At 65.2% G+C, this 21,769-nt stretch carries 19 protein-coding genes; 14 read left to right on the top strand and 5 right to left on the bottom strand.

From position 1 onward, the window contains the following. Positions 1-139 precede the first annotated feature (139 nt). Positions 140-5,404: a putative Ig domain-containing protein gene (locus CSC73_RS13820; protein ID WP_163841197.1), complete on the bottom strand. Its 5,265-nt coding sequence runs from the start codon at positions 5,402-5,404 to the stop codon at positions 140-142. Positions 5,405-5,714: 310 nt separating this feature from the next. On the opposite strand from CSC73_RS13820, the gene CSC73_RS13815 reads away from it, so the two are divergent. The 4 genes from CSC73_RS13815 to CSC73_RS13800 all read left to right on the top strand — a co-directional run bounded on the left by CSC73_RS13815 (position 5,715) and on the right by CSC73_RS13800 (position 7,977). Continuing rightward, positions 5,715-6,245, top strand: coding sequence for a phage tail protein (locus CSC73_RS13815; RefSeq protein WP_163841192.1), 531 nt, complete (start codon positions 5,715-5,717; stop codon positions 6,243-6,245). A 34-nt stretch (positions 6,246-6,279) separates the two neighbouring features. Next, positions 6,280-6,810 (top strand): phage tail protein, encoded by a 531-nt coding sequence (locus CSC73_RS13810; protein WP_163841190.1) that lies wholly within the window; start codon positions 6,280-6,282, stop codon positions 6,808-6,810. 61 nt (positions 6,811-6,871) lie between these two features. Next, a complete protein-coding gene (locus tag CSC73_RS13805; RefSeq protein WP_163841188.1) occupies positions 6,872-7,405 on the top strand; it encodes a phage tail protein in 534 nt (177 codons plus the stop codon). 8 nt (positions 7,406-7,413) lie between these two features. After that, positions 7,414-7,977, top strand: coding sequence for a GNAT family N-acetyltransferase (locus CSC73_RS13800; protein ID WP_163841187.1), 564 nt, complete (start codon positions 7,414-7,416; stop codon positions 7,975-7,977). Between the two features lie 34 nt (positions 7,978-8,011). On the opposite strand, the gene CSC73_RS13795 is transcribed toward CSC73_RS13800, so the two are convergent. Beyond that, positions 8,012-8,305, bottom strand: coding sequence for a DUF6916 family protein (locus CSC73_RS13795; protein WP_163841185.1), 294 nt, complete (start codon positions 8,303-8,305; stop codon positions 8,012-8,014). Positions 8,306-8,615: 310 nt separating this feature from the next. Here CSC73_RS13795 and CSC73_RS13790 point away from each other — a divergent pair, with 310 nt between their 5' ends. The 3 genes from CSC73_RS13790 to CSC73_RS13780 all read left to right on the top strand — a co-directional run bounded on the left by CSC73_RS13790 (position 8,616) and on the right by CSC73_RS13780 (position 10,953). Further along, positions 8,616-9,563, top strand: coding sequence for a lipase family protein (locus CSC73_RS13790; protein WP_163841182.1), 948 nt, complete (start codon positions 8,616-8,618; stop codon positions 9,561-9,563). 140 nt (positions 9,564-9,703) lie between these two features. After that, on the top strand, positions 9,704-10,342 hold the full coding sequence (locus CSC73_RS13785) for a glutathione S-transferase family protein (RefSeq protein ID WP_163841175.1): 639 nt from the start codon (positions 9,704-9,706) through the stop codon (positions 10,340-10,342). 95 nt (positions 10,343-10,437) lie between these two features. Then, positions 10,438-10,953: a DUF2569 family protein gene (locus CSC73_RS13780; protein ID WP_163841173.1), complete on the top strand. Its 516-nt coding sequence runs from the start codon at positions 10,438-10,440 to the stop codon at positions 10,951-10,953. Here the strand turns inward: CSC73_RS13780 and CSC73_RS13775 are convergent. Continuing rightward, positions 10,934-11,914, bottom strand: a complete 981-nt coding sequence (locus CSC73_RS13775; RefSeq protein ID WP_163841172.1) for a hypothetical protein — start codon at positions 11,912-11,914, stop codon at positions 10,934-10,936. The genes CSC73_RS13780 and CSC73_RS13775 overlap by 20 nt on opposite strands. Here CSC73_RS13775 and CSC73_RS13770 point away from each other — a divergent pair. From CSC73_RS13770 to CSC73_RS13750, 5 genes are all read left to right on the top strand, one after another. Next, positions 11,913-14,867, top strand: a complete 2,955-nt coding sequence (locus CSC73_RS13770; RefSeq protein ID WP_163841170.1) for a TonB-dependent receptor plug domain-containing protein — start codon at positions 11,913-11,915, stop codon at positions 14,865-14,867. The genes CSC73_RS13775 and CSC73_RS13770 overlap by 2 nt on opposite strands. Positions 14,868-15,023: 156 nt before the next feature. After that, complete coding sequence (locus tag CSC73_RS13765; protein WP_163841168.1) at positions 15,024-16,244, top strand: helix-turn-helix domain-containing protein; 1,221 nt, start codon at positions 15,024-15,026, stop codon at positions 16,242-16,244. Positions 16,245-16,288: 44 nt separating this feature from the next. Then, positions 16,289-16,966, top strand: coding sequence for a Vgb family protein (locus CSC73_RS13760; RefSeq protein WP_163841166.1), 678 nt, complete (start codon positions 16,289-16,291; stop codon positions 16,964-16,966). Positions 16,967-17,029: 63 nt separating this feature from the next. Further along, the gene (locus CSC73_RS13755) at positions 17,030-17,488 is read left to right on the top strand and encodes an SRPBCC family protein (protein WP_163841164.1); all 459 of its coding nucleotides are present in this window, start codon (positions 17,030-17,032) and stop codon (positions 17,486-17,488) included. A 113-nt stretch (positions 17,489-17,601) separates the two neighbouring features. Continuing rightward, positions 17,602-18,042, top strand: coding sequence for an SRPBCC family protein (locus CSC73_RS13750; RefSeq protein ID WP_163841162.1), 441 nt, complete (start codon positions 17,602-17,604; stop codon positions 18,040-18,042). A gap of 31 nt (positions 18,043-18,073) precedes the next feature. Here the strand turns inward: CSC73_RS13750 and CSC73_RS13745 are convergent, their stop codons facing one another. Together CSC73_RS13745 and CSC73_RS13740 are read right to left on the bottom strand one after the other, a co-directional pair. Continuing rightward, positions 18,074-18,790, bottom strand: coding sequence for a MipA/OmpV family protein (locus tag CSC73_RS13745; protein WP_163841159.1), 717 nt, complete (start codon positions 18,788-18,790; stop codon positions 18,074-18,076). 156 nt (positions 18,791-18,946) lie between these two features. Further along, complete coding sequence (locus CSC73_RS13740; protein WP_163841157.1) at positions 18,947-19,519, bottom strand: GNAT family N-acetyltransferase; 573 nt, start codon at positions 19,517-19,519, stop codon at positions 18,947-18,949. A 119-nt stretch (positions 19,520-19,638) separates the two neighbouring features. Here CSC73_RS13740 and CSC73_RS13735 point away from each other — a divergent pair, with 119 nt between their 5' ends. Then, on the top strand, positions 19,639-20,304 hold the full coding sequence (locus CSC73_RS13735; protein ID WP_163841155.1) for a response regulator: 666 nt from the start codon (positions 19,639-19,641) through the stop codon (positions 20,302-20,304). Beyond that, complete coding sequence (locus tag CSC73_RS13730) at positions 20,301-21,749, top strand: ATP-binding protein (protein ID WP_163841152.1); 1,449 nt, start codon at positions 20,301-20,303, stop codon at positions 21,747-21,749. The genes CSC73_RS13735 and CSC73_RS13730 overlap by 4 nt, the downstream gene beginning before the upstream one ends. Positions 21,750-21,769: the final 20 nt, after the last annotated feature.

Raw genomic sequence — 21,769 nt, 5'->3', positions numbered from 1 at the left:
ATCCGCCCGTCGAGGAGTCTTCCTCGGCGCTGGGTCCTCTCAATGGGAGGGAATGCTCATGCCGGAGAAGCGGACCACAGAGTGCGCCAAGAGCGGGCGCGGCCGCGCCGCGCCCATTCCATCAGCAACTCCGTCCGCATCAGTAACTCTTCTCCAGATTCAGCAGCACGCCGTGATCGGTATCGTCGCTGCTGCCGAACAGGCCGCGGTATTCGAAGCGCAGGGTCAGGTCGCGTTCGGTATGCAGGATGGCGCCCAGGCCCAACACGAAGCGGTTGCGCTCCAGCCCCTGCACATCGGCGCGGTAGAACGGACCGCCGGGCAGATCGGCGTAACTGATCGTGGCCGAACCGTCGTCCTGGAAGTCGTGCTGGTATTCCAGGCGCAACTGGGGCGAGAAGGTGCCCAGGCTGACCGGATAGCGGTAATCCAGCCGCAGGCCCAGGCTGGCGGTGGAAGTATCCACGTCCTGGTCTTCGTATCGCAGCGCGTAGATCGCATCGCCTTGCTCGGTGTAGCCGTCCAGGGTGGCGCGAGCCAGATCGAAACGGGCGTAGGGCGATACGTGCAGCCGGTCGCGCCGGTAGTCGCCGCCGGCGGACAGCGAGATCAGCCATTGCTTGCCGTCGCGTTCGCCGCTCACTTGACCGCCGTTGGCGGCGACGTAGCGGCGGCTGTCGAAGGACAGGCGTTGATAACCGAGCAGACCGTCGATGAAGAAAGTTTCGCCTGGGTGATAGCTGCCGTACACCGCCAAGGTCAGGCTGTCCGAGTCGCTGCGGCTGCCGTTCTCGCCGATGTCGCTGTCGTCGCGGCCGTAACCGATGCCGCCGCCCAGCACGAAGGCGCGATTGATGCGGTAGTCGGCGCCCAGGCTGACGCCGGTGGTCTCGAAGTCGAAACCGCTGCTGTCCGTGCTGCCGTCGCGGTCGCCGCTGTTGATCGAACCGCCGGTCCAGAACGCGTACGAACCGCCGGTGGCGGCCGGTGCCGGCGCTGCGACCGGCGCGGCCTCGTCGCGGACGGGGCAATGGCTGTCGAGCGCGCGCCGCGTATCGTCGTTGCAGGCGGGGTCGGTGGCAAAGCTCAACCGGTTCTGGAAGCGCGCGCCTTCGTTGCCGCCGTGCAGACCTTCCATGCGCTGCTGGAAGTTGCCGATCTGCGCGTTGGCGAAACGGCGCGTCGCCGAAGCCTGCGCACCGAGCACGCCCATGACCTCGGCATCGAGGGTCGGGTCAGGACGCAGGGCCACCTCGATATCGACCGTCGCCGGCGCCGAGGTGGCGAACGCGTTGGCCAGCGTGAAGGTGACGGTGGCCAGACCGGAGAAGGAAGCCGCCGGGGTGAAGGTAAGCTCGTAGGTGCCGCCGCTGCCGGCGATCATGGCGGTGCCGGAGGACGCCGGTAGAACGGAAACCAGTGTCGCCGCCGTGAATGGCCCGCCGCTGGCGCCAGCGGTGAGGTCGACTACGACCGGAGTGCCGGCGATCGCGCTGACCTGTCGCGAGACGGCCACCGGCAGCGGATTGACCGTGACCGTGGCGATGATCGGCGCCGATGCGCCGAACGCATTGCTCAAGGTATAGCCGATGGTGATCGAGCCCGAAGCGTCGGTCGGCGGCGTGTAGACGATATTGGTGCCGCTGACGGTCGCGGTGCCTGTGCTGGGCGCGGCGACGATGGCGACGCCGGTGAACGGGCCGCCGCTGGCGTTGAGGGCCGCATCGATGGTGACTGCCTGACCCGCCAGCGTGGTCACCGTTTGCGGCTGGCCTTGCGGCACGGCTAGCGGGGTTACCGTGATCGACACCGTGGCCGGGGCGGAGCTGCCGCCGGGACCGATGGCGGTATAGCTCAGCGAATCGGCACCGTGGTAGCCGGTCGCCGGCGTGTACACGATGCTGGTGCCGCTGACCGCCGCCGCGCCGTGCGCGGGCGCGCTGGCGATGGCCACCGCGCTGATCACTCCGCTGTCGTTGCCGGTCACCGCGATGGTGACCGGTTGCTGCGCCGGCGTGGTCGCGTTGTCGGCCACCGCGACCGGTGCGGTATCGGCGATGGCGATCGTGTACGACCGGCTGGCGCTGAAGCCCAGGCTGTCCGTCGCCTGGACAGTGAGGTTGTAGTTGCCCGCAATGGCCGGCGTGCCGCTGAACGCTCCCGCCGAGCTGAAGCTCACGCCTGGCGGCAGACCGCCGCTGCTCAAGGAGTAGGAATAAGGCGCCGTGCCGCCGCTGGCGCTGAGGCTGGCCGCGTAGGGCGTTCCCACACCGCCTGCGGGCAGGCTGGCCGGTGCGATGGCGATCGTCGGCGCTGCGATCGTCAGCGAATAGCTCGCCGCGATGGTGGCCGCAGTGCCGCCGGTACTGTCGGTGCTGCGGACCACGAAATTGAACGTGCCCGCCACGATCGGCGTGCCGCTGAGCACTCCGGCGGAGGAGAACGAAATGCCTATCGGCAGCGCGCCGCTGTCCAGCGAGTAACTGTAGGGCGCAACGCCGCCGCTGGTGCTGAAGCTCTGACTGTAGGCGACGCCCGGACTGCCCGCCGGCAGTGTAGTCGGCGTCAGGGTCAGGGTCGGTGTGGCGATGGTGACGCTGTAGGCGCGCGCGCCGGATTGGCCGTTCGCGTCCTGCACGGCGACCGTGAAATTGAACGTGCCCGTCATCGCCGGAGTTCCCGACAGCACTCCGGCCGAAGAGAACGACATGCCCACCGGCAGCGAGCCGGTGGTCAACGAGAAGGCGTAGGGCGCGACACCGCCACTGGCGGTGAGCGTCTGCGAGTAGGCGACGCCAGGAACCGGATTGGGGAGCGAGGCCGGAGCGATCGCGATCGTCGGCACGCCAACTTGCAACACGTAATTGCCCACTACCGAGTACGGCGCGCCCGTACCGGTGCTGCTGTCGGTGGCCCGCAGGGCGATCGAATAGCTGCCCGGCACCGTAGGCGTGCCGCTGAGCAATCCCGCGCTGGAGAGGGATATGCCCGGGGGCAGCGCACCGGCGGTCAGCGCATAGCTGTAGGGCGCGGTGCCGCCGCTGGCGACGATCGTCTGCGAATAGGGGGAACCATAGGCCACCGTCAGCGTGCCTGCGGCCGGCGTCAGCGAAAGGGTCGGTGCGCCGACGTTGAGCATGAATGCCTGCGCCTGCGTGAACGGACCGTTGCCGGTGCTGCTGTCGACGGCCGAAGCGTTGAGCAGGAACGAACCTCCAGCGGTCGGCGTACCCGATACCGTCACGCTGTCGGCGGTGGTGCCGGTGATCGAGAGACCCGCCGGCAGTCCGGTGACCGAGTAGCCGCTGTACGGCGAGGCGCCGCCGTTCCAGGTGAAGGTTTGCGTATAAGGCGCGCCGGTCTGCGCAGAGAGCGGACCGGATGCGGTCACGGTGATGGTCGGGTTGCTTACCGTGATCGTCACCGTTGCGGGCGCCGAAGTACCTGCGGCATTGGTCGCGGTATAGGTGAAGCTGTCCGCTCCGGCGTAGCCAGCGTTGGGTTGGTAAGTGATCGAGAGGCCGCTGGCGATGGCCGTGCCATGAGTGGGTGCGGTACCGACGGCGACCGAGGTCGGTGTTCCGCCGGTGATGTTCAGCGTGACCGCATTGGCGGCGCTGCCGTAGCCGACGGTGGCGGAAACCGCATTGGCGACCGGCGCGATTTCCACGATGGTCAGCGCATAGGCCTGGGTGGCGGTGTAGGGCCCGGTGCCGGTGCTGCTGTCGGTGGCGGTGACGCTGAAGTTGAAGGTGCCGTTGGCAGTCGGCGTACCGCTCAGCGCTCCGGCGCTGCTAAGGCTGAGTCCTGGCGGCAGCGCGCCGGCGGTGAGCGCATAGGCGTAGGGCGCGGTGCCGCCGCTGGCCGGGTTCAGCGTGGCGCTGTAAGCCGTCGCCAGGGTGCCGTTGGCCAGCGTGGTTGCAGGCAGCACGACGGTAGCCGCATTGATCGTCAACGAGTACGCGCGCGAACCCGTGTAAGGGCCGGCACCGGTACTGCTGTCGGTGGCGGTGACGGTGAAGTTGAAGGTACCGCCCGCCGTCGGCGTGCCGCTCAACGTACCGGTGCTGCTGAGGCTGAGTCCTGCCGGCAGCGCACCGGCGGTGATCGCACGCGTGTACGGTGCGGTGCCGCCGCTGGCGCTGATCGTCTGGTTGTAAGCCGTCGCAACGGCGCCGGCCGGCAGCGTCGTCGGCGCCACCGCGATGGTCGGCGCGCTCACTGTCAGCGAGTAGGCACGGCTGCCGGAGAAACTGTTGGCGTCGGTGGCGGTGACGGTGAAGTTGAAAGTGCCGCCCGCTGTCGGTGTGCCGCTCAACGCGCCGGTGCCGCTGAGGCTGAGTCCTGCGGGCAACGCGCCAGCGGTGATCGCGAAGGTGTACGGCGCGGTGCCGCCGCCGCCGGTGATGGTCTGGCTGTACGCGGCGCCGACGGTCGCGGCAGGAACCGTGGCCGGGTTGACCGTGATGGTCGGCGGCGGATTGACCACCAGGGTGACGCTTTCGACTTCGAAGTAGCTGCCCGGCCCCGTGCTGCTGTCGGTGACCCGGATGCCGAACGTATAGCTGCCCACTGCGCTCGGCGTGCCGCTGAGGGTCGCCCCGCTCAGGCTCAGGCCCGGCGGCAGCGAACCGCTCACGACTTCATGCGCCAGCGTATAGGGCGCCACGCCGCCGACCGGCGTGAAGGTGAAGCTGTAAGCCACGCCGTTCACCGCGGCGGTCGGGTTGGCGGGCGACAGGCTCAAGGTCGGATTGGCGACGGTGAGGGTGTAGGACTTGGTCGCGGTCAGCGACGTATTGTCGGTGGCCTGGACGGTGAAGGTGTGGTTGCCACGTGCGGTCGGCGTGCCAGCGAGCAGACCGCTGGCGTTGAACGTGAGTCCTGCAGGCAACGCGCCGCTGGCGAGCGTCCAGGCGTAGGGCGCGGTACCGCCGGCGGCGGTCAGCTGCTGACTGAAGGGCGTGCCGGCGGTCATGCTCAGCGTGCCGGGCGAGATCGTGATCGGCGACGCTGCTCCGATGGTGACGTTGACCGTGACTTCGTTGTTGAGTCCGTCGTCGAAGACGAAGGTGTCGCTGGTCGCGGTATCGCCGCCGCCGGCATGCGCGTAAGTGACCGTCTGGGCCAGCGTGTTGATGGTGACGGTGCCGTGCGCCGGCGGCACTTCCAGCAGACCGATGCCGAAGTCGTCCGGCCCGTCGCAGGCGCTGGCGTCTATGACTTGCGAACCGCCGTGCGCGACCGTGATGTTGAAAGGTCCGCAATTCGGCGAAGGCGCGGCCATCGCGGCGCCGGGCCAGAACCACGCCGCGCACGTCAATGCCAGCAGCCCGAACCAGGAAATGAAACCGACGCGAGCGGCGCGCGATGGACTCGCGCTATGCGCATTCTGCTGATGCATGTCCTGCCCCAAGTAGACGCCGCGCGCGCTTGGGCGGATGCCCCTTGTCTTCGCGACAGCGTAGATCCAATCCCCGTATCCGCTGTCAGCAGGCGATGCCCGGCCACGCTCCTTGCGAACTCTTGCGCATTCGAGCAGGAACCCGAGTCAAGAAAAGTGCTGCATCTCACACTTATTCATGCCGCAGCCACGTAGGAAAAATAAATGCGTGGGTGTAAATATTTCACTTGTACCGCACGCATGCGGTGAGCGAGAGTAGCTGCCGCATCCCACATCAACGTGCGGTGCCACCATCCTTGGGGAATGAAAAATGACCGAAGTATTCTTGGGGCAGATCATGCTCACGGGCTTCGCCTTTGCGCCGAAAGGATTCGCTCTCTGCAACGGACAGCTGCTGTCGATCAGTCAAAACCAGGCGCTGTTTTCGTTGTTGGGAACGACCTACGGCGGCAATGGCCAAACCACGTTCGCGCTGCCCAACATGCAGGGCCGCACGCCAGTCGCTTTCGGTACGTCCGCCGATCCCGGGTGGCAACCCACGGCTTATCAGCTGGGCGAAACGGGCGGGGCCGAGAACGTGACCGTGCTGACCACGCAATTGCCCACGCACAACCATCAGTGCAGCGGGACCACCGGCAACGGCAGTCAGCGCAACCCGACCAACACGCTTTACGGAACCAACACCGCAGCCCTCTATGCGCCCGCCAGCGGCACCCAGGTGCCTTTGTCGCCGCAGAGCATCGCGCCGGTGGGCGGCACCCAGCCGCATCCCAACATGCAGCCCTTCGACGTGATCAATTACTGCATCGCGTTGGCCGGCATCTTCCCCTCGCGCAACTGACGCGCGGCCACCCACTCACTGCACGGAGTTCCCTATGAGCACCCCGTATGTCGGAGAGATCCGCCTGTTCGGTTTTTCCCGCGTCCCCAACGGCTGGTTTCCTTGCGACGGCTCGCTGCAGTCGATCTCGGAATACGAGACTCTGTTCACCCTGATCGGCACGACTTACGGCGGCGACGGCCAGACCACGTTCGCCATGCCCAACCTGAGCGGACGCGTGCCGATGCACTGGGGCAACGGACCCGGCCTGAGCCCGCGCGTCATCGGCGAGCTCGGCGGCAGCGAGACGGTCGTCCTGACCACCAACCAGATGCCCGCGCACAGCCATACGATGAGCGCGACCACGGCGGTGGCCAACGCCACGGCTATCGGCAATACGGTCGAACTGGGCGCGTTGTCGGGCGACACCATGTACGCCACCGACGTCACCGGCGCCAACGGCTACGCCACCTCCGCGGCATCGACCACCATGTCCGGCGGCAACCAGCCGCACGACAACCTCATGCCGACGCTGACGGTGCAGTACTGCATCGCCTGGGCCGGGATTTTCCCGCAACAGAACTGACTTCCGATCCGCGCCGTCCGTTGCGCGCGCCCGCACGTCCACCAGTTCCGAGGACCTCTCCGTGACCGAACCCTTCATAGGCGAAATCCAGCTTTTCGGTTTCAACTTCCCGCCCCGCCAGTGGGCTTTCTGCAATGGCGCGACCTTGTCGATCCAGCAGAACACCGCGCTGTTCTCGTTGCTGGGCACCCAATACGGCGGCAATGGAACGACCAGTTTCCAGCTGCCCAATTTCACCGGCCGCGCAGGCTGCAACCAGGGCGCGGGACCGGGTCTGAGCCAACGCGTCATCGGCGAGACCTTCGGCGAGAACAGCGTGACGTTGACCCAGGGCGAAATGCCGATGCATTCGCATCCGTTCACCGTCTACAACCAGAACGACACGAGCAAGCGCGCGAGTTCGCCCAGTCCCGGCAATTCGTTGGCCGTTCCCAGTCTCAGCGCGCCGTTCGTCGCCGGCGGACAGGCGAACGCGCAGTTCGCTCCGGGCATGTGCGGCGTCAGCGGCGGCGGCCAGCCGCACGAAAACCGGCAGCCCTATCTGGCGGTGAACTTCTGCATCGCGCTCAGCGGCCTGTATCCCAGTTTCAACTGAGAGTCCGCATGTCCGCTGTTCTTGCGCCGTCGCGTCCGCCGTTTCCGGCCGGGCGCGACGTTCGACTGGCGACGCCCGGCTTCCTGCGCGCGCGCGGCATTACGCTGCGGCCCGCGCGCGACGAAGATCTGCCCTGGTTGCGCACGCTCTATGCGAGCACGCGCACCGAGGAACTCGCGCGGGTGCCTTGGCCGGATGCGGCCAAAAGCGATTTCCTGGACAGCCAGTTCGCGCTGCAGCACCTGCACTATCTGAGCCATTACGATGCGGCGGATTTCCTGGTCATCGAAAGCGACGGCATACCGCTGGGACGCTATTACCTGCATCGCGGCGAACCGGACTACCTGATCATCGACATCAGCATCGATCCGGCCGCCCGCGGACAGGGCATCGCCGGCGCGTTGATCGCGCAGACGCAGCGCGAGGCCGCCGGGCTTGGGCGTGGCGTGCAGTTGCACGTCCAGATCGACAATCCGCGCGCGCAGCGCCTCTACGAGCGCATGGGATTCGCCGCGGCCGAGGAGTCGGGCAGCCACCGGCGCATGCGCTGGGCGGCCGGCCGGGCGGGCTGAAGGAATCCAGCCGGACGGTTTAATCGAAACCGGTTCAATTGAAAATGGCCTGGTAGAGGAAGCCTTCGCGTTCGCGGGCGATCGGCACCAGGAAAATTCCGACTTCGCCGATCCCGTCGTGACGCATGCGGTACAGCTGTTGCGGAAACAGGAAAGAAGAGGCGTTGCGGAACAGCAGCGAGAACGGCGGACGCATCGTCCCGGGCGCCGGGCCGTCCTGCAGCGCACGCGCCTCGACCAGCACGAACGGCACCTCGCCATCGTTCATGGTGGCGGCGAACGTTTCGTTTACGTACGGAGCGAAATGCTGCAGCGTCAACAATTCCATGCGGTGTCCCCCAGGCCAGCAGGAATGGTGGCCGGCCTGCGGGCACGATGCAAGCGCGCGGCGACCGTATGGCGGGTCTTGTCCCATCTGCCGGTAGCGGAAGGCTTGGACGGAAGGATCTTCCAACGGATTCGGCGTTGGCATGCGGGATACCAAAAGCGCACCGCGTCTTGGAGCGCATGCAAGTTTCCGTAGTTGGTAGCGTGACGTACGCGATTCGGAAAAAACCGAAACCGTGCGCGGCGTCCGTACTTCGACGCTGGCGGATAAGTAGGCTTCGCGCGCATCCCACGATCAAGGAAAGATCCTCATGGCCGCGAACATCGCCAGCCCCACCCAGCCGACCCTCGACACCGCGCTCACCCTGGCTCTGGCAATCGCCTCCAAGGCCGCCTACAACTACTACAGCGGCGATCCCATCACGCCTCCGGACGGCTACACACAGATGGACGGATGGACGGGCTGGGACGCTTTTCTCGACACCGGCTCCGAAGAGAAATACGGACTGGTATTCCAGTCGCAGACCGATCCGGGCACCTTCATCTTCGCGTTCCGCGGCACCGACTCGGATCTGGATGGTTGGGAGGACGTGCACTTCCTCACCACCGGCTTCGAGCCGAGCCAGGGCGGCATCAGCCCGACCCCGCGCGTAGCCTCGGGCTTTTACGGAATCTACGACGGCATGGGCGGCGGCATGGCCCAGTCGATGCGGCAGCAACTGTTCTCGCTGCTCGGAAAATACAAGCCGCAACAGCTCTACGTCACCGGACACAGCCTGGGTGCGGCACTGAGCCAGTTGTTTTCGCTGGATATGGCGATCAGCCAGCCGACTGCCTCGACCAATATCAACTTCGCCAGCCCCATGGTGGGCACCGATAGTTGGCAAACGGCCTACGACGCGACGATCGCGGCCGGCAACAGCATCCGCGTCTACAACTACTGGGACTACGTGCCCACGCTGCCGCCGGACGCATTCGGATACGGTACGGTCGGCGAGGGTTTCGTCACCTCGTTCTACGTGAAGGGCGAATGGTTCCCGCACGAGTTGTCGCGGCATTCCATCGTCAATCTGACGACGGTGCTGAGCAACGCGCTGCCGCTGAATCCGCAGCAATGGGCAGGGGAGTTTCCCGACTACGTCGACGCCAACTGGACGATGGAAAGCACGGTGCCCCCGGCGACGGCGCCGGTGCGCTGGGTCGAAAAGATCGGCCAGCACATGGCGTTCGAGCGTTCGCTGCGCGCTGCTGCGGCGTGACCGCAGTTTGCGTGCGTAGGGCCGAATCCACACGCCGGCTCCCGCAGCCCGCTTGACGGTATCGATCCCGGGCCGCCTGGGAATCGGCATGCGAGTACGCTTCACTTCGCCCTTGCTCCTGCTTCGAAGGATCGCACGCGATGAAATTGCTCTTCAGCCGCAACCCGAACCCGCGCCTGGCAGTGGCGGTGGCGCGCCATTTGAACGCCGAGGTCGACTTCGAGTTCGCCGCGCCGATGGCCCCGGGCCAGAGAGAGCGGTATCGCCCGCTGAATCCGAACCTGCTGCTGCCCATATTGCTAGGCCCGGGGAAGAGCCTCTGGGAAGCCGACGCCATCGCCTGCCGGCTGTCGCGCGACGCGGGCGCGGATTTCTGGCGCACCGGCGACGACGAGCCCGAGATGGTGCAGTGGCTCAGCTGGGGCAAGGAGAACTTCGCCAGAGCCTGCGACATGGTGCATTTCGAACGCGGTACGAAGCAGCGGTACGGGCTTGGCGCAGTGGACCGGCAGCGGGTGGAGGAAGGGCTCAGGCGTTTCGGTACGTCCGCTGCGCTCCTCGATGCCGAGCTTTCCAAGCGGGCATGGCTGGTCGGGGATTCGGTGTCCTATGCCGATTTCCGGATGGCGGCGTTCCTGCCTTTCAACGATGTCGCGGGACTGCCGCTGGGCGACTACCCGTTCCTCGAGCGGTGGTATGGGCAGCTGGAAAAACTCGACGCCTGGCGAGATCCCTTCAAGGGACTCGATGCGCCCGCGCTGCCGCCGTTACCGGGCTGATTTTTCTCCCGCGGGACGAGTTTCCCCCTTGGTTTAACCCCGTCTGCCGTCCCATCGGGCACACTAGGCGGGTGGGGAAAGGCCGGGGGGCTGAAGTGCACGAAGAAGTAGAAGTAAATGAATTGGACGGCCTGTGGGGTTGGCTGCTGCTGTTCACCGGATTTGTGATTCTGAAGATCGCCAGGATCGGCTTCCTGATCCTTTCCACCTTCCTGCCCCTGTTTCGCGACGGCACCTGGCAAGCGCTTACCAGTCCGGGTTCGCCCGCTTACCATCCGCTGTGGGAACGCGTCCTTCTCTTCGAACTGGCCGGCCATATCGTCATCGGCGCCATGGCCATGGTCGCCCTTGCATTGCTGGTCGTCCGTTCCTCGTACGCCCCGAAGTTCTCCATCGGCCTGGTGACGGCAAGTTTCGCGGTGGCCGCCGCCAATTACTTCATCGCGGCGCAAATCCCGTCGATTCCCGATCAGGGGGCCGGTTACGAAAGCCTCGCCGTACTGGTTCGCGCAACCATAGCGATGCTGGTCTGGGTGCCGTACTTCCTGGTGTCCAGGCGCGTCAAGGCGACGTTCGCCCAGTCGCCTCCTCTCAGCGAACCGTCTTCGTAGCTCTGAACGCCGGCATCGCAACCGCCGCCGGCCGGGCTGGATCCATCACCGCCCAATAGCGTCGCAGTGTTGGCAGAAGCCGCCCAGCGTCGCCACGAAGGCCTTCGGCGTCTCCGGCGGAGTGAACTCGTCGCCTGGGACGACCGCATGCGCCAACTCCGGAACGCCGATCCGTTCGAGACCTTGCGGATAAGAGTCCATATGCTTCGCCTCCGCGTCGCCGCGAACGTACAGCATCGACGAATGCCTCGCGCATAGCCTCGAGTATCTTTCCGGGATCCCCAGCCAGATTGTCTATGGAAAAATCGAAGTACGGGAGCTCGCGGCCGGCCGCCATGGTTCCGGGCAACTCGGGAATGGCATGGAAGGCGAAATCGTAAAGAGCGCTGCAGTGCGGCCAGCCATGCAATAGAACCAGCGCAGGATTTCCGGCGACGCCTGCGGCGCGGAATCCTGGCTCGACAGGACCTGCCGCAACGGTCCGAAGCTTGCTCTTGGATATTTTCCCTCCGGTGCGTGGCTGGAAACCAGGGGAGGCGATGGTGCGGATGTGCAGGCGAAAATGTAATTGAAGTTTTCTTCCTGTCGCCGGAATGCCGGTGAGGACTACCCAGACATAGACCCGGGCCGTCGTGCGCTGCAAGACGCGGCGTGGAAAGTGCGGCATACGATAATGCAGCGCAACGGCATAGGTTGCATGTCCTGCCTGTATACGGCAGGTGATCGGAAATGTTTTCGGTTGAGCATCGGATTGCCTTCGTCCGGTACATTTTTTAGATCGTTCTAAAATGGTGATGGATGCCGCATATTTAGATCGATTTTGTCGCGTAAGGTCGCACTGAGGGATCGATGTCACATGGTTGACATCCTCGGCAAGCCAAGCGAGCGCGGTGGTTCTGCGATCTGAATCCGTCATCGCGATCAGACCATTAGCTAATTCAACATTCGGAGGGGGCTCCATGCAGTACTCGATTTTCCACCGCAACGCCCTGGCGAGCGCGCTCGCATTGGTGCTGTTCCCGTCGTTGGCGGCGCTGGCGCAGGATGCTCAGCAGCCACCACCGGCAGAACAGGCGGTCGACCCCGCCCAAACCGAAGCTGCCGCGGCCGAATCCGACAAAAAAGCCAAGACGCTCGATGCGGTCACCGTCACCGGCTCGCGCATCAAGCGCGCGGAGGTCGAGGGCCCGGCGCCGGTGACGGTCATCACCGGCGATCAAATCAGGAAGGAAGGCTTCACCACCGTCTACGAAGCGCTCAGCTCGCTGACCGAAGTCACCGGCAACGTGCAGAACGACTACGACTGGGGCCAGAGCTCGGTCAACGCCAGTCCGCTCAACCTGCGCAACCTCGGCCCCGGCCGCAGCCTGCTGCTGATCAACGGCCACCGCGTGGCCGATTACCCGATGCCCTATACCGGCAAGAGCAATTTCGCCAACTACAACAATATTCCCACCGGCATCGTCGACCGCATCGAAGTGCTTTCCAGCGGCGCTTCGGCGATCTACGGCTCCGACGCGGTGGCCGGCGTGGTCAACGTGATCCTGAAGAAGGACATCGACGGCGACACCCTGCGTGCGCGCTACGGCACCACCACCGAAGGCGGGCGCGCGGTGACCGACGTCTCCTGGTCCGGTGGCCGGCACGGCGAAGACTGGAGCGTGGCCTACACCCTGCAGTATTTCGACCGCAAGCCGCTGTGGGCGCACGACCGGCCGTGGATGGATTCGGAATTCGACGCGCCGCGCCGCAACTGGAACTTCGGCGGCGTGCAGCAGGGCGTGGCGACGAATACGCCCAGCGTCGGCATCCGTCTGTTCGACGCGACCAACGGGCAGCGGCTGATGCCGCCGGAAGGCGCCTGCGAGCAGTTCGACGGCGACTTCTTCCTGCACAACCGCATTCTGTACAACGATTTCAACGGCGCGCAGACCGATACCGGCTGGCAGTGCGCCCAGCGCGCCGTGTTCGAACACTGGACCCTGCGCAACGGCAGCGAGGACCTCTCGATCTACCTGTACGGCACCAAGCAGCTCGGCAATGTCGAAGCCTGGGCGACCGTCGGCTACTGGAAATCCACCGGCGAGAGCAACACTTTCATGCCGGCCTGGGGCAGTTCCAACTACATCGACCGCGACAGCGGCCAGGAGCGCAGCCTGCTGCGCTATTTCGTGCCGAGCGAGATCGGCGGCGTCGACCGCGCGCTGACCTTGTCGAAGGAAACGAACTGGGACTTCAACGCCGGCCTGCGCGGCACCGTCTTCAATGATCGCTTCGACTGGGACGTCATGGTCGGCCGCGCCGAGTACGAAGTGCAGGAGCGCTTCCCCACCATCCACGAGGCGCGGGCTGCGGAATTCTTCCTGGGCCCATCGCTGGGCATCGATGCGGCCAGCGGCCTGGAAATCCATGCGCCCGACTACAGCCGGCTGTGGAACCCGGTATCCCGCAGCGACTACGACAGCGTCCGCGCGGTGGGCGACAAGAAGGCGCGCACCTGGCTCACCCAGGGCAGCTTCGTGCTCAGCGGCGATCTGTTCGAAGGCTGGGCCGGTCCCATCGGCTTCGCTGGCGTCCTGGAAGCCGCCAAGCAGGGCTACAAGCTGTATCCCGACCCGAATACCATGGGCACCAACCCGGTGTACTTCACGCCGTTCGGCAATATCGAAACCGGCGGCGGCGAGCGCAACCGTTACGCAGCGGGCGTGGAATTCAAGATTCCCTTGCTCAAGAACCTGACGCTCTCCACCGCCGGCCGCTACGACCGCTACGACGCGGTCGCCGACGATGCGGCCACTACTTACAACCTGGGCCTGGAGTGGCGTCCGTTCTCCAACCTGCTCTTGCGCAGCAGCTACGCCACCAGCTTCCGCGCGCCGGACATGCACTTCGTCTACGCCGATCCCAGCGAGAGCGTGGCCGACCAGGTCGATTACCTGACCTGCCTGCGGGATCCCAACCGGCAGACCAGCAATTGCCCCGGCGGCGATGGCGACCCGTACCACATCGACAATCCGCTGATCGCCCGGCAGGGCACCGAAGACCTGCTGTACGAAACCGGCGATTCGTTCACCTACGGCTTCGTGTGGGATGCGTTCGAGGGCTTCTCGCTCAGCGCGGACTACTGGCGGGTCAACATCGAGAATGCGATCGACGACGTCAGCGCCGACCAGGTGCTGCTGGACGAAGCCTATTGCCTGACCGGGCAGTCGCCCGCCGACAAGCCGCGCCGCACTCCACCCAGCCAGGCGTTGTGCGACCTGCAGCTCAGCCGCGTCACCCGCGACGCCAATGGCGTGGTCACCCGCGTCGAGATCGGTCCGATCAACCGCGCCAAGCAAAGCGTCAGCGGCGTCGATGTCGCTTCGCGCTACCAGCTGCAGACCGCGAACTGGGGAACCTTCGATTTCGCGCTCAACTACACCCGGCAGCTGACCTACAAGTTCGCCCAGTTCGAAGGCGACCTGTTCGAAAATGTCCGCGACCAGGAACGGCAGATCCGCTATCGCGGCCGCGCCAGCGCTACCTGGACGATGGATCCCTGGACTGCGGTGCTCTACGTGGACTGGACTGCAGGCACCCGCAGCGACCGCAACGGCGCCTGCGCCGCGCTGCCCAGCGGTTTCCGCCCGGACGTGGCCACCGACTGCACGGATCTGCGCGTGAATGGCGCCGGCGAGCGCAGCATCACTTACGGCCAGCAGAGCGAATTTATCGACTTCTACAACCAGGACAAGATCTATTGGAACGCCAGCGTCGGCTATCAGTTCAACGACGCCCTGCGCCTGAACTTCTACGTCAACAACATCCTGGACGACCACTTCCAGGACAAGTGGTGCGGCGGTTTCGCCTATTGCGTGGCCAATCCGGTAGGCCGCGAAGTGGCTGCGGAGGTCGTGTACAGATTCGACTGATGCGGTCGCCCGAACAGGCGGAAACCCACTGAAGGAACGACGAAGGCAGTCAAGTCGCTTGGCTGCCTTCGTTGCTTTTGTCCGGATGAGCCGAAAATAATCGGCGCCGTTCGCCACGTTCCCCGGATGTCGCAGGATGCGGAGTAGGCTGTCGCCATGGATTCCCTGATCGCCGCCGCCGCACGCGCCCTGGCCACCGGCGACACCCTCGGTGCGCTCAAGCGGGTCGCTTTGCGCGAGGACCCGCCGGCGCTGGCGTTGCGCGGCATCGCCATGGCCCAGTTGGGCGAACACCCGCGTGCGCGCGAGCTGCTGCGCCGCGCCGCCCGCGGCTTCGGCAACCATGAGGCGTTGGCGCGGGCGCGTTGCGTAGTCGCCGAAGCCGAGGTGGCGCTGGCCATGCGCGATCTGGGGTGGTCGCCACGCGCGCTGACGGCGGCGTCGGCCACGCTCGAGGCGCGCGCCGATCGCGCCAACGCGATGCAGGCGCGCGTGATCGCAGCACGCCGGCTGCTGCTGTTGGGCCGCCTGCACGAAGCCGAAGCTGCCATGGAACGCATCGATGCGCACGGCTTGCCACCGGCGCTGGCGGCGGTGGCCGAGCTGACCCGGGTGGAGCTGGCATTGCGTTCGCTGCGCATCGGCCCGGCGCGGGCGGCGCTGGCCAGAGCGCATGATGCGGCCGAGCGTGCGCGCATACCCGCACTGATGTCCGAAGTGGCCGAGGCGCGCACTGCGCTCGATAGTCCCGCTGCCCGGCGCTTGTCCGCCGACGGCGAGCAGACCTTGCGTCTCGATGAAGTCGCGACTCTGCTGGCCTCCGGCGCGCTGGTGGTGGACGGTTGCCGTCGCGGACTGCGCGTCGGCGGCCAATGGCGGTCGCTGGCGCGCCGGCCCGTGTTGTTCGCATTGGCGCACGCGCTCGCCCAGACGTGGCCGAACGATGCCGATCGGGAAAGCCTGATCGCAGACGCGTTCCGCATGCGCCGCCCCGACGACACGCATCGTGCGCGCTTGCGCGTGGAGATCGGCCGCTTGCGTACGCTGGTCCGGGGAATGGCGCATATCGAAGCCACGCCCCGGGGTTTCATCTTCGTACCTTGCGACGGGCAAGACGTCGTCGTACTGGCGCCGCCCATCGACAGCGACCAGGCTTCGCTGCTGGCATTGCTCTCCGATGGCGCCGCATGGTCCACCTCCGCCCTGGCATTGGCCCTGGGCGACAGCCAGCGCACGGTGCAGCGCGCACTGGCCGAACTGGAGACCGCCGAACGGGTACGCTCGATCGGGCGCGCGCGCGCGCGCCGCTGGCTGGCGCCGCCGCTGGCGGGATTCACGACGATCTTGTTACTCCCTGCTGCGCTGCCGATTGAATAGAGTTGTCCCACGCCGCCGATCCAGGGCGGAGCCAGGAGACGACGATGACAAGTTCCGCAAACAAGACCACCCGGCAGCCTGCGCTGCGCCCGGCCGAAATCGTGCGCGAATACGGGCCCTTCAACGAAGCCGGGAAAGTGCATGGCGTGACCCACGACGGCCGGCGCGTCTGGGCCGCTACCGGCGCCGCTCTGGTGGGTTTCGATCCCGAAAGCGGCGAACACACGCATACGCTGGATATCGCCTGCGACGCCGGCACCGCCTTCGACGGCACTCACTTCTATCAGATCGCCGAAGCGCGCATCGACAAGATCGATCCGGCCACTGGCAAGGTGGTGTCCTCGATCCCCGCGCCCGGCCATGGTTCCGATTCGGGACTCGCTTGGGCCGAAGGCAGTCTATGGGTGGGCCAATACCGCGATCGCAAGATCCACCAGATCGATCCGCAGACCGGCGCGGTCAAGCGCAGCATCGAATCCAACCGCTTCGTCACCGGCGTGACCTGGATCGATGGCGAACTGTGGCACGGCACTTGGGAAGGCGACCAGAGCGAGCTGCGCCATATCGACCCTGGCAGCGGCGAGGTGCTCGAACGTCTGGAAATGCCGCCGGGCACCGGCATCAGCGGGCTCGAATCCGACGGCGCCGGACTTTTCTACTGCGGCGGCGGGGCCAGCGGAAAAGTACGCGCCGTGCGGCGTCCGAAAACAGCCGTCGCTTGATCGGGCCAGCGCAGCCGCACCGCGGTTGCTTATTCGAATTCAAACAGTGGAAGGAGCAGGAAAATGATCGACATCATCCATCGCGTTGGAATAAAGGCGTCCCCATCCAGGGTCTATGCGGCGCTGTCGACGGTCGAGGGCGTTGCAGGCTGGTGGACGACGGCGACGACCGGCGTTTCCAAACCCGGCGCCACCCTCGATTTCGAGTTCAAGACACGGGATGGGGGAAGAATCGGCGGCATGACCATGCAAGTGATGGGTCTGGATCCCGACAAGCAGGTGCATTGGCGCTGCACGGCCGGCCCGGACGAATGGATAGGCACCGATGTGGTCTTCAGACTGGTGCAGGAAGACGACTACACCATCGTCCGCTTCGGGCACAGGAACTGGCGCGAGGCGGTCGAGTTCACCGAGCACTGCAGCATGAAGTGGGCGATCTTCCTGTTGAGCCTGAAGCAGCTGGTCGAAACAGGCGAGGGCAGGCCTTCGCCCGACGATATAAAGATCGACAACTGGAACTGACCGCAAGATGGCTTGAGCGAAGCGATAGCCATCGTTAGCATGCAGCCTGGACGAAACCAATCACAAGCCAGCGGGTCGAGACCCGCCCTACGGCACCTCGACTCGATCCGCCGATGAAGCAAACTTTCCACCAAACCATCCTTGTCGACGCTCCGATCGAGGTTGTTTGGGACAGTCTGTCGATTCCCGAACGGATGAAGACATGGATGGGCGAGCCGGAACTGGAAATCGGGATAGACACTGATTGGAGCGTAGGCAGTCCGATCGTGATCCGTGGGTATCACCATGTGCGGTTCGAGAATCGCGGTACGGTATTGGAGTTCGCTCCTCGCACCTGGCTCAGCTACACCCACCTGAGCTCGCTATCGCGGCTTTCCGTCGATGAACAGGCGAACTACTCCACATTGCGGTTCAGCCTGACGCCCATGGACGATGCGACCTCGTTGACCTTGACGATCACCGGCTTTCCGACCGAGAGCATCTTCCGGCACATGGACCTGTACTGGAGAGGCACGTTGGAAGTATTGCGGCTGCACGCGGAACAGCATCGCTGAGTACGAACCCGGTCGGGTCGCCTGGTCGGATTCAGAACCGGCGCGATACGCCGATGAAAAGGAGCGGGACGCTATCGGCGTCTTGTTCCACCAGAGGGCTGTCCTGAATCTCATCCGGCAGCGACCGCAATTGTGCGTTGCCGACGAACAGCCATTGCGATGCGAACGGAACCACCACCGAGACGCCGATATGCGGAATGGTGGAGCGGCCGGGCTTGTAGTCGACCACGCCGCGAGCCACTTCTTCGTCCAGCGTGCCGTAATAGTAGTTGGCCATGTCGTCCGACAGCATCGTCGCGCCGATACCGGGTTTCACGGTGACGCGGCCTATCCGGAAAGGGTAGCGATAGTCGACGGCGATCTGGTATCCCTCGCTGGTGCCGGTGATATCGGCTCTGGCGTCGAGTTCGATTTCTCCCGCAGCGCCCTTCCAGGTGGCGGACAGTCCTGCGTCCGCGCTATGGTCGCGGTCCTCCAGCAAGTCGCGGTCGATGCCCCGTTCGGCAAGTTCGACGGCGCCGAAGTCGTCGGCATCGATACCGTCCAGGCGCGCGGCGATGAAAGCATCCACGCTGAAGTGGTCGGTCTTGGCGAGACGGTAGCCCAGGGTAGCGCCGCGCCAATAGAACCATTCCCCTTCGTAGGACGCGCTGGGGACGATGAGGGTCCGATTTCCTTCGCCAGCGTATTCGCTGTCCCTGAGTACGCCGGCAATGCCGAGGCTCCAGTGCGATACGGGTTCATCCATCGTTTTGGATTCAGGCGGTTCTTGCGCGTGCGAGACGAAGGGAGCGAGCAACACTAGGCATAGCGAAGCGCGGGCGGATTTCATCGGAATTCCTTGCAGTGGGGGGGATAAGTCGGCGCTGCGATTCCTTCCTTCATGTGCGAAGGAGCGGCGTTTTCAGGAAGTGCATCGGTCATCGGCGGTAAGTTGCGCTTCGCTCGCCGTAGTCGGCGTCGCGCCAGGGGACTGGCTGATCGGAGCCGGAAGAACGTACCGCACCATCTCGACGCGGCTCGCGCTGGAGGCGGCCTGCAATCGGGTGGCATGGACTTTCCAGGTCGGTGTTTGCGACTGGAGGTAGCGGCATCCGGTGTTCGCCGCCAGAACGAGCGCCTGTTGGAACAGATGCGTCTCCACGCCGACATGCCGCCAGGCGGGTCGTACGAACGGAGCTTCGAGGTTGGCGTAGTAGCCCCGCTCCAGGATCGAGAAATCCACCGTTGCACAGACGTAGCCCACCAATTCCCGGGCGAATTCGGCGACCCAGACCCAAGCGCGACGGGGCGTGTCGAACAGAGCTTCCACCAGTTCCAGCGTGTCGGCCTGCGTGTCTCCATAAGGCAAGCGCTCGTAGGCGAGACTTTCGGCATGCTCCGCGCACAGGGCGAGCAGGCGGGGCAGGTCTTCGAGCACGGCGGGCCTGACGGTTACCGGGGCTATATCGGGCAAGCGAAGCGGTTGAACGCTCATTCGAAAGGAATCCTTCTGCCATGCGGCGGCTGGAGGTATCCTGTGGCGTCGTTTTTAAGAATTCTTTAATCGCTTCCCAGCAAGCTCGCGCCAGGCGTCGAAGACTTGAGACTACGGTCATGAACTTGTTGCTGGTGGAAGACGATGAAATGCTGGCCGAGGCCGTGCGCGCGGGTCTGGAACAGAATGGCTGGCGCGTGGATTGGGTGGCGGATGCCGGAGCGGCCAGGACCATTCTGGTCGACCATCCCTACGATGCGGTGCTGCTCGACCTGGGCCTGCCCGGCGGTTCGGGACTGGGCGTGCTGTCGAATCTGCGGGCCCGTTACGACGCAACGCCGGTGCTGATCATCACCGCGCGCGACAAACTGACCGACCGCATCGGCGGGCTCGATGCCGGGGCCGACGACTACATCGTCAAGCCCTTCCAATTGGACGAACTGTTCGCAAGACTGCGGGCCGTCATCAGGCGCAGCCAGGGCCGGGTGTCGCCGGTGCTGACCTTCAACGGGATCAAGCTGGACCCGGCGCAACGGCGGGTGACGCACCGGGACGAATCGGTGGCTCTGAGCGTGCACGAGTACCGCACGCTGATGCTGCTGATGGAGCGGCAGGGCAGGGTCGTCACCCGCGAGCAGCTCGAGGAGGGCATATACGGTTCCTCCGGTACGATCGAGAGCAACACGATCGCGGTGTACATCCACCAGTTGCGGCGAAAGCTGGGCGAAGAGACGATCGTGACCGTGCATGGATTCGGCTACCGGATGGGCGGCAACGGCGCATGAATTCCATCCGCGGACGCCTGACCCTCGCATTGCTGCTGTGCATCGTGCTGTCGTGGATGACCTGGTTGTGCTGGCAGGCCATGCAGATGAATCGCGAACAGACCGGTCTGTGGGACGCCTCTTTGCGCGATATCGGAACGCAAGTGCTGCGGTCCATGCCGGACAGCGTCATCCAGCTGCCCAATGCTCCGACGCAACCGCAGCTGTCCAGGTACAAAGACGGGAAAATGAGTTTTCAGGTCTGGGTGGACGGACGCAACGTCGTGCATTCTCCGGCCGCGCCCGCCGGACCGTTGAAGCCGGATTTCCGTGACGGTTTCGGCACCCATCGGATCGGCGACGATATATGGCGCGTCTACAGCATCACCGACCGTAGACGGGGCATCGTGGCGCAGGTCGGGCGCACCCAGGCCACGTTGAACCGCGAGCTGCACAACTTGAAACGCCTCAGCCTGGCCGTGGCCGCGCTGATCTTTTCGCTGCTGGGATTGATGATCTGGGTAGTGGTGCGCTGGTCGCTGGCACCGGTGACCGCCTTGCACGACAGTTTGCTGACGCGGCGGCCGCTGGATCTGACTCCCTTGCCGACCGAGGCCATGCCCACCGAAGTGCGCCCGCTGGTGGATTCGTTCAACAAGCTGCTTGCGCGCGTCGACGCCGCCGTGCAGAACGAGCGCCGCTTCACCGCCGATGCCGCGCACGAACTGCGGACGCCTTTGGCGGTGCTGGCCGCGCATGCCGACGTCGCCTTGCGCGCCACCACCATCGAAGAAAAGGATGCCGCCTTGCGGCGCCTGAGCAGCGGCGTGCAGCGCAGCGCCCGCTTGTCCGAACAGCTGTTGGATCTGGCCCGGCTGGATGCCGGCGCCAGCACGGAAGGGTTCGGCCAGGTCGATCTGTCGGAGCTGGTGGTGCTGGTCGTTCGCGACTTCGAAGCGCTGGCCCGGGACCGCGGGCAACATATTTCGCTGCAGACCGAGCCGGGCGCGATCCTGGGCGATATCGATCAACTGGGCATCCTGTTGCGCAATGTGATCGACAACGCGGTGTGCTACGCCGGCGAAGGCGGGCAGATCGCGGTGTCCTGCCGGCCTGGGCGGTCGAACGATATCCGCGGCATGCGTCTGGAAGTGGCCGACGATGGCCCCGGCGTCGCGGAAGAAGATCGGGCCCGCATTTTCGACCGCTTCTATCGAGCGCCCCGCAGCACGGGCCGCGGCAGCGGAATCGGTTTGTCGCTGGTCGCGCAGATCGCGCAATCCCATGGCGCATCCGTCGAGGTGGGGACAGGACTCAAAGGCCGCGGCTTTGCGATCTCCGTTTTCTTCGCCGCTGCAGTTGCGGAACACCAAGCAACCGCATATGGCCGCCAGATCAACTGGACACCGCTGTCAGCAGAACTGGACAACGGCGCCAGCCTGGATAGGCGAGAGCCTGGACTCTGAGTTCAGCATGGGATTGGAAG

Origin of the sequence: Pseudoxanthomonas sacheonensis, from assembly GCF_010093305.1 — a bacterium.
Classification (GTDB): Bacteria; Pseudomonadota; Gammaproteobacteria; order Xanthomonadales; family Xanthomonadaceae; genus Pseudoxanthomonas_A; species Pseudoxanthomonas_A sacheonensis.
This window is presented reverse-complemented; position numbering and strand designations above follow the sequence as displayed.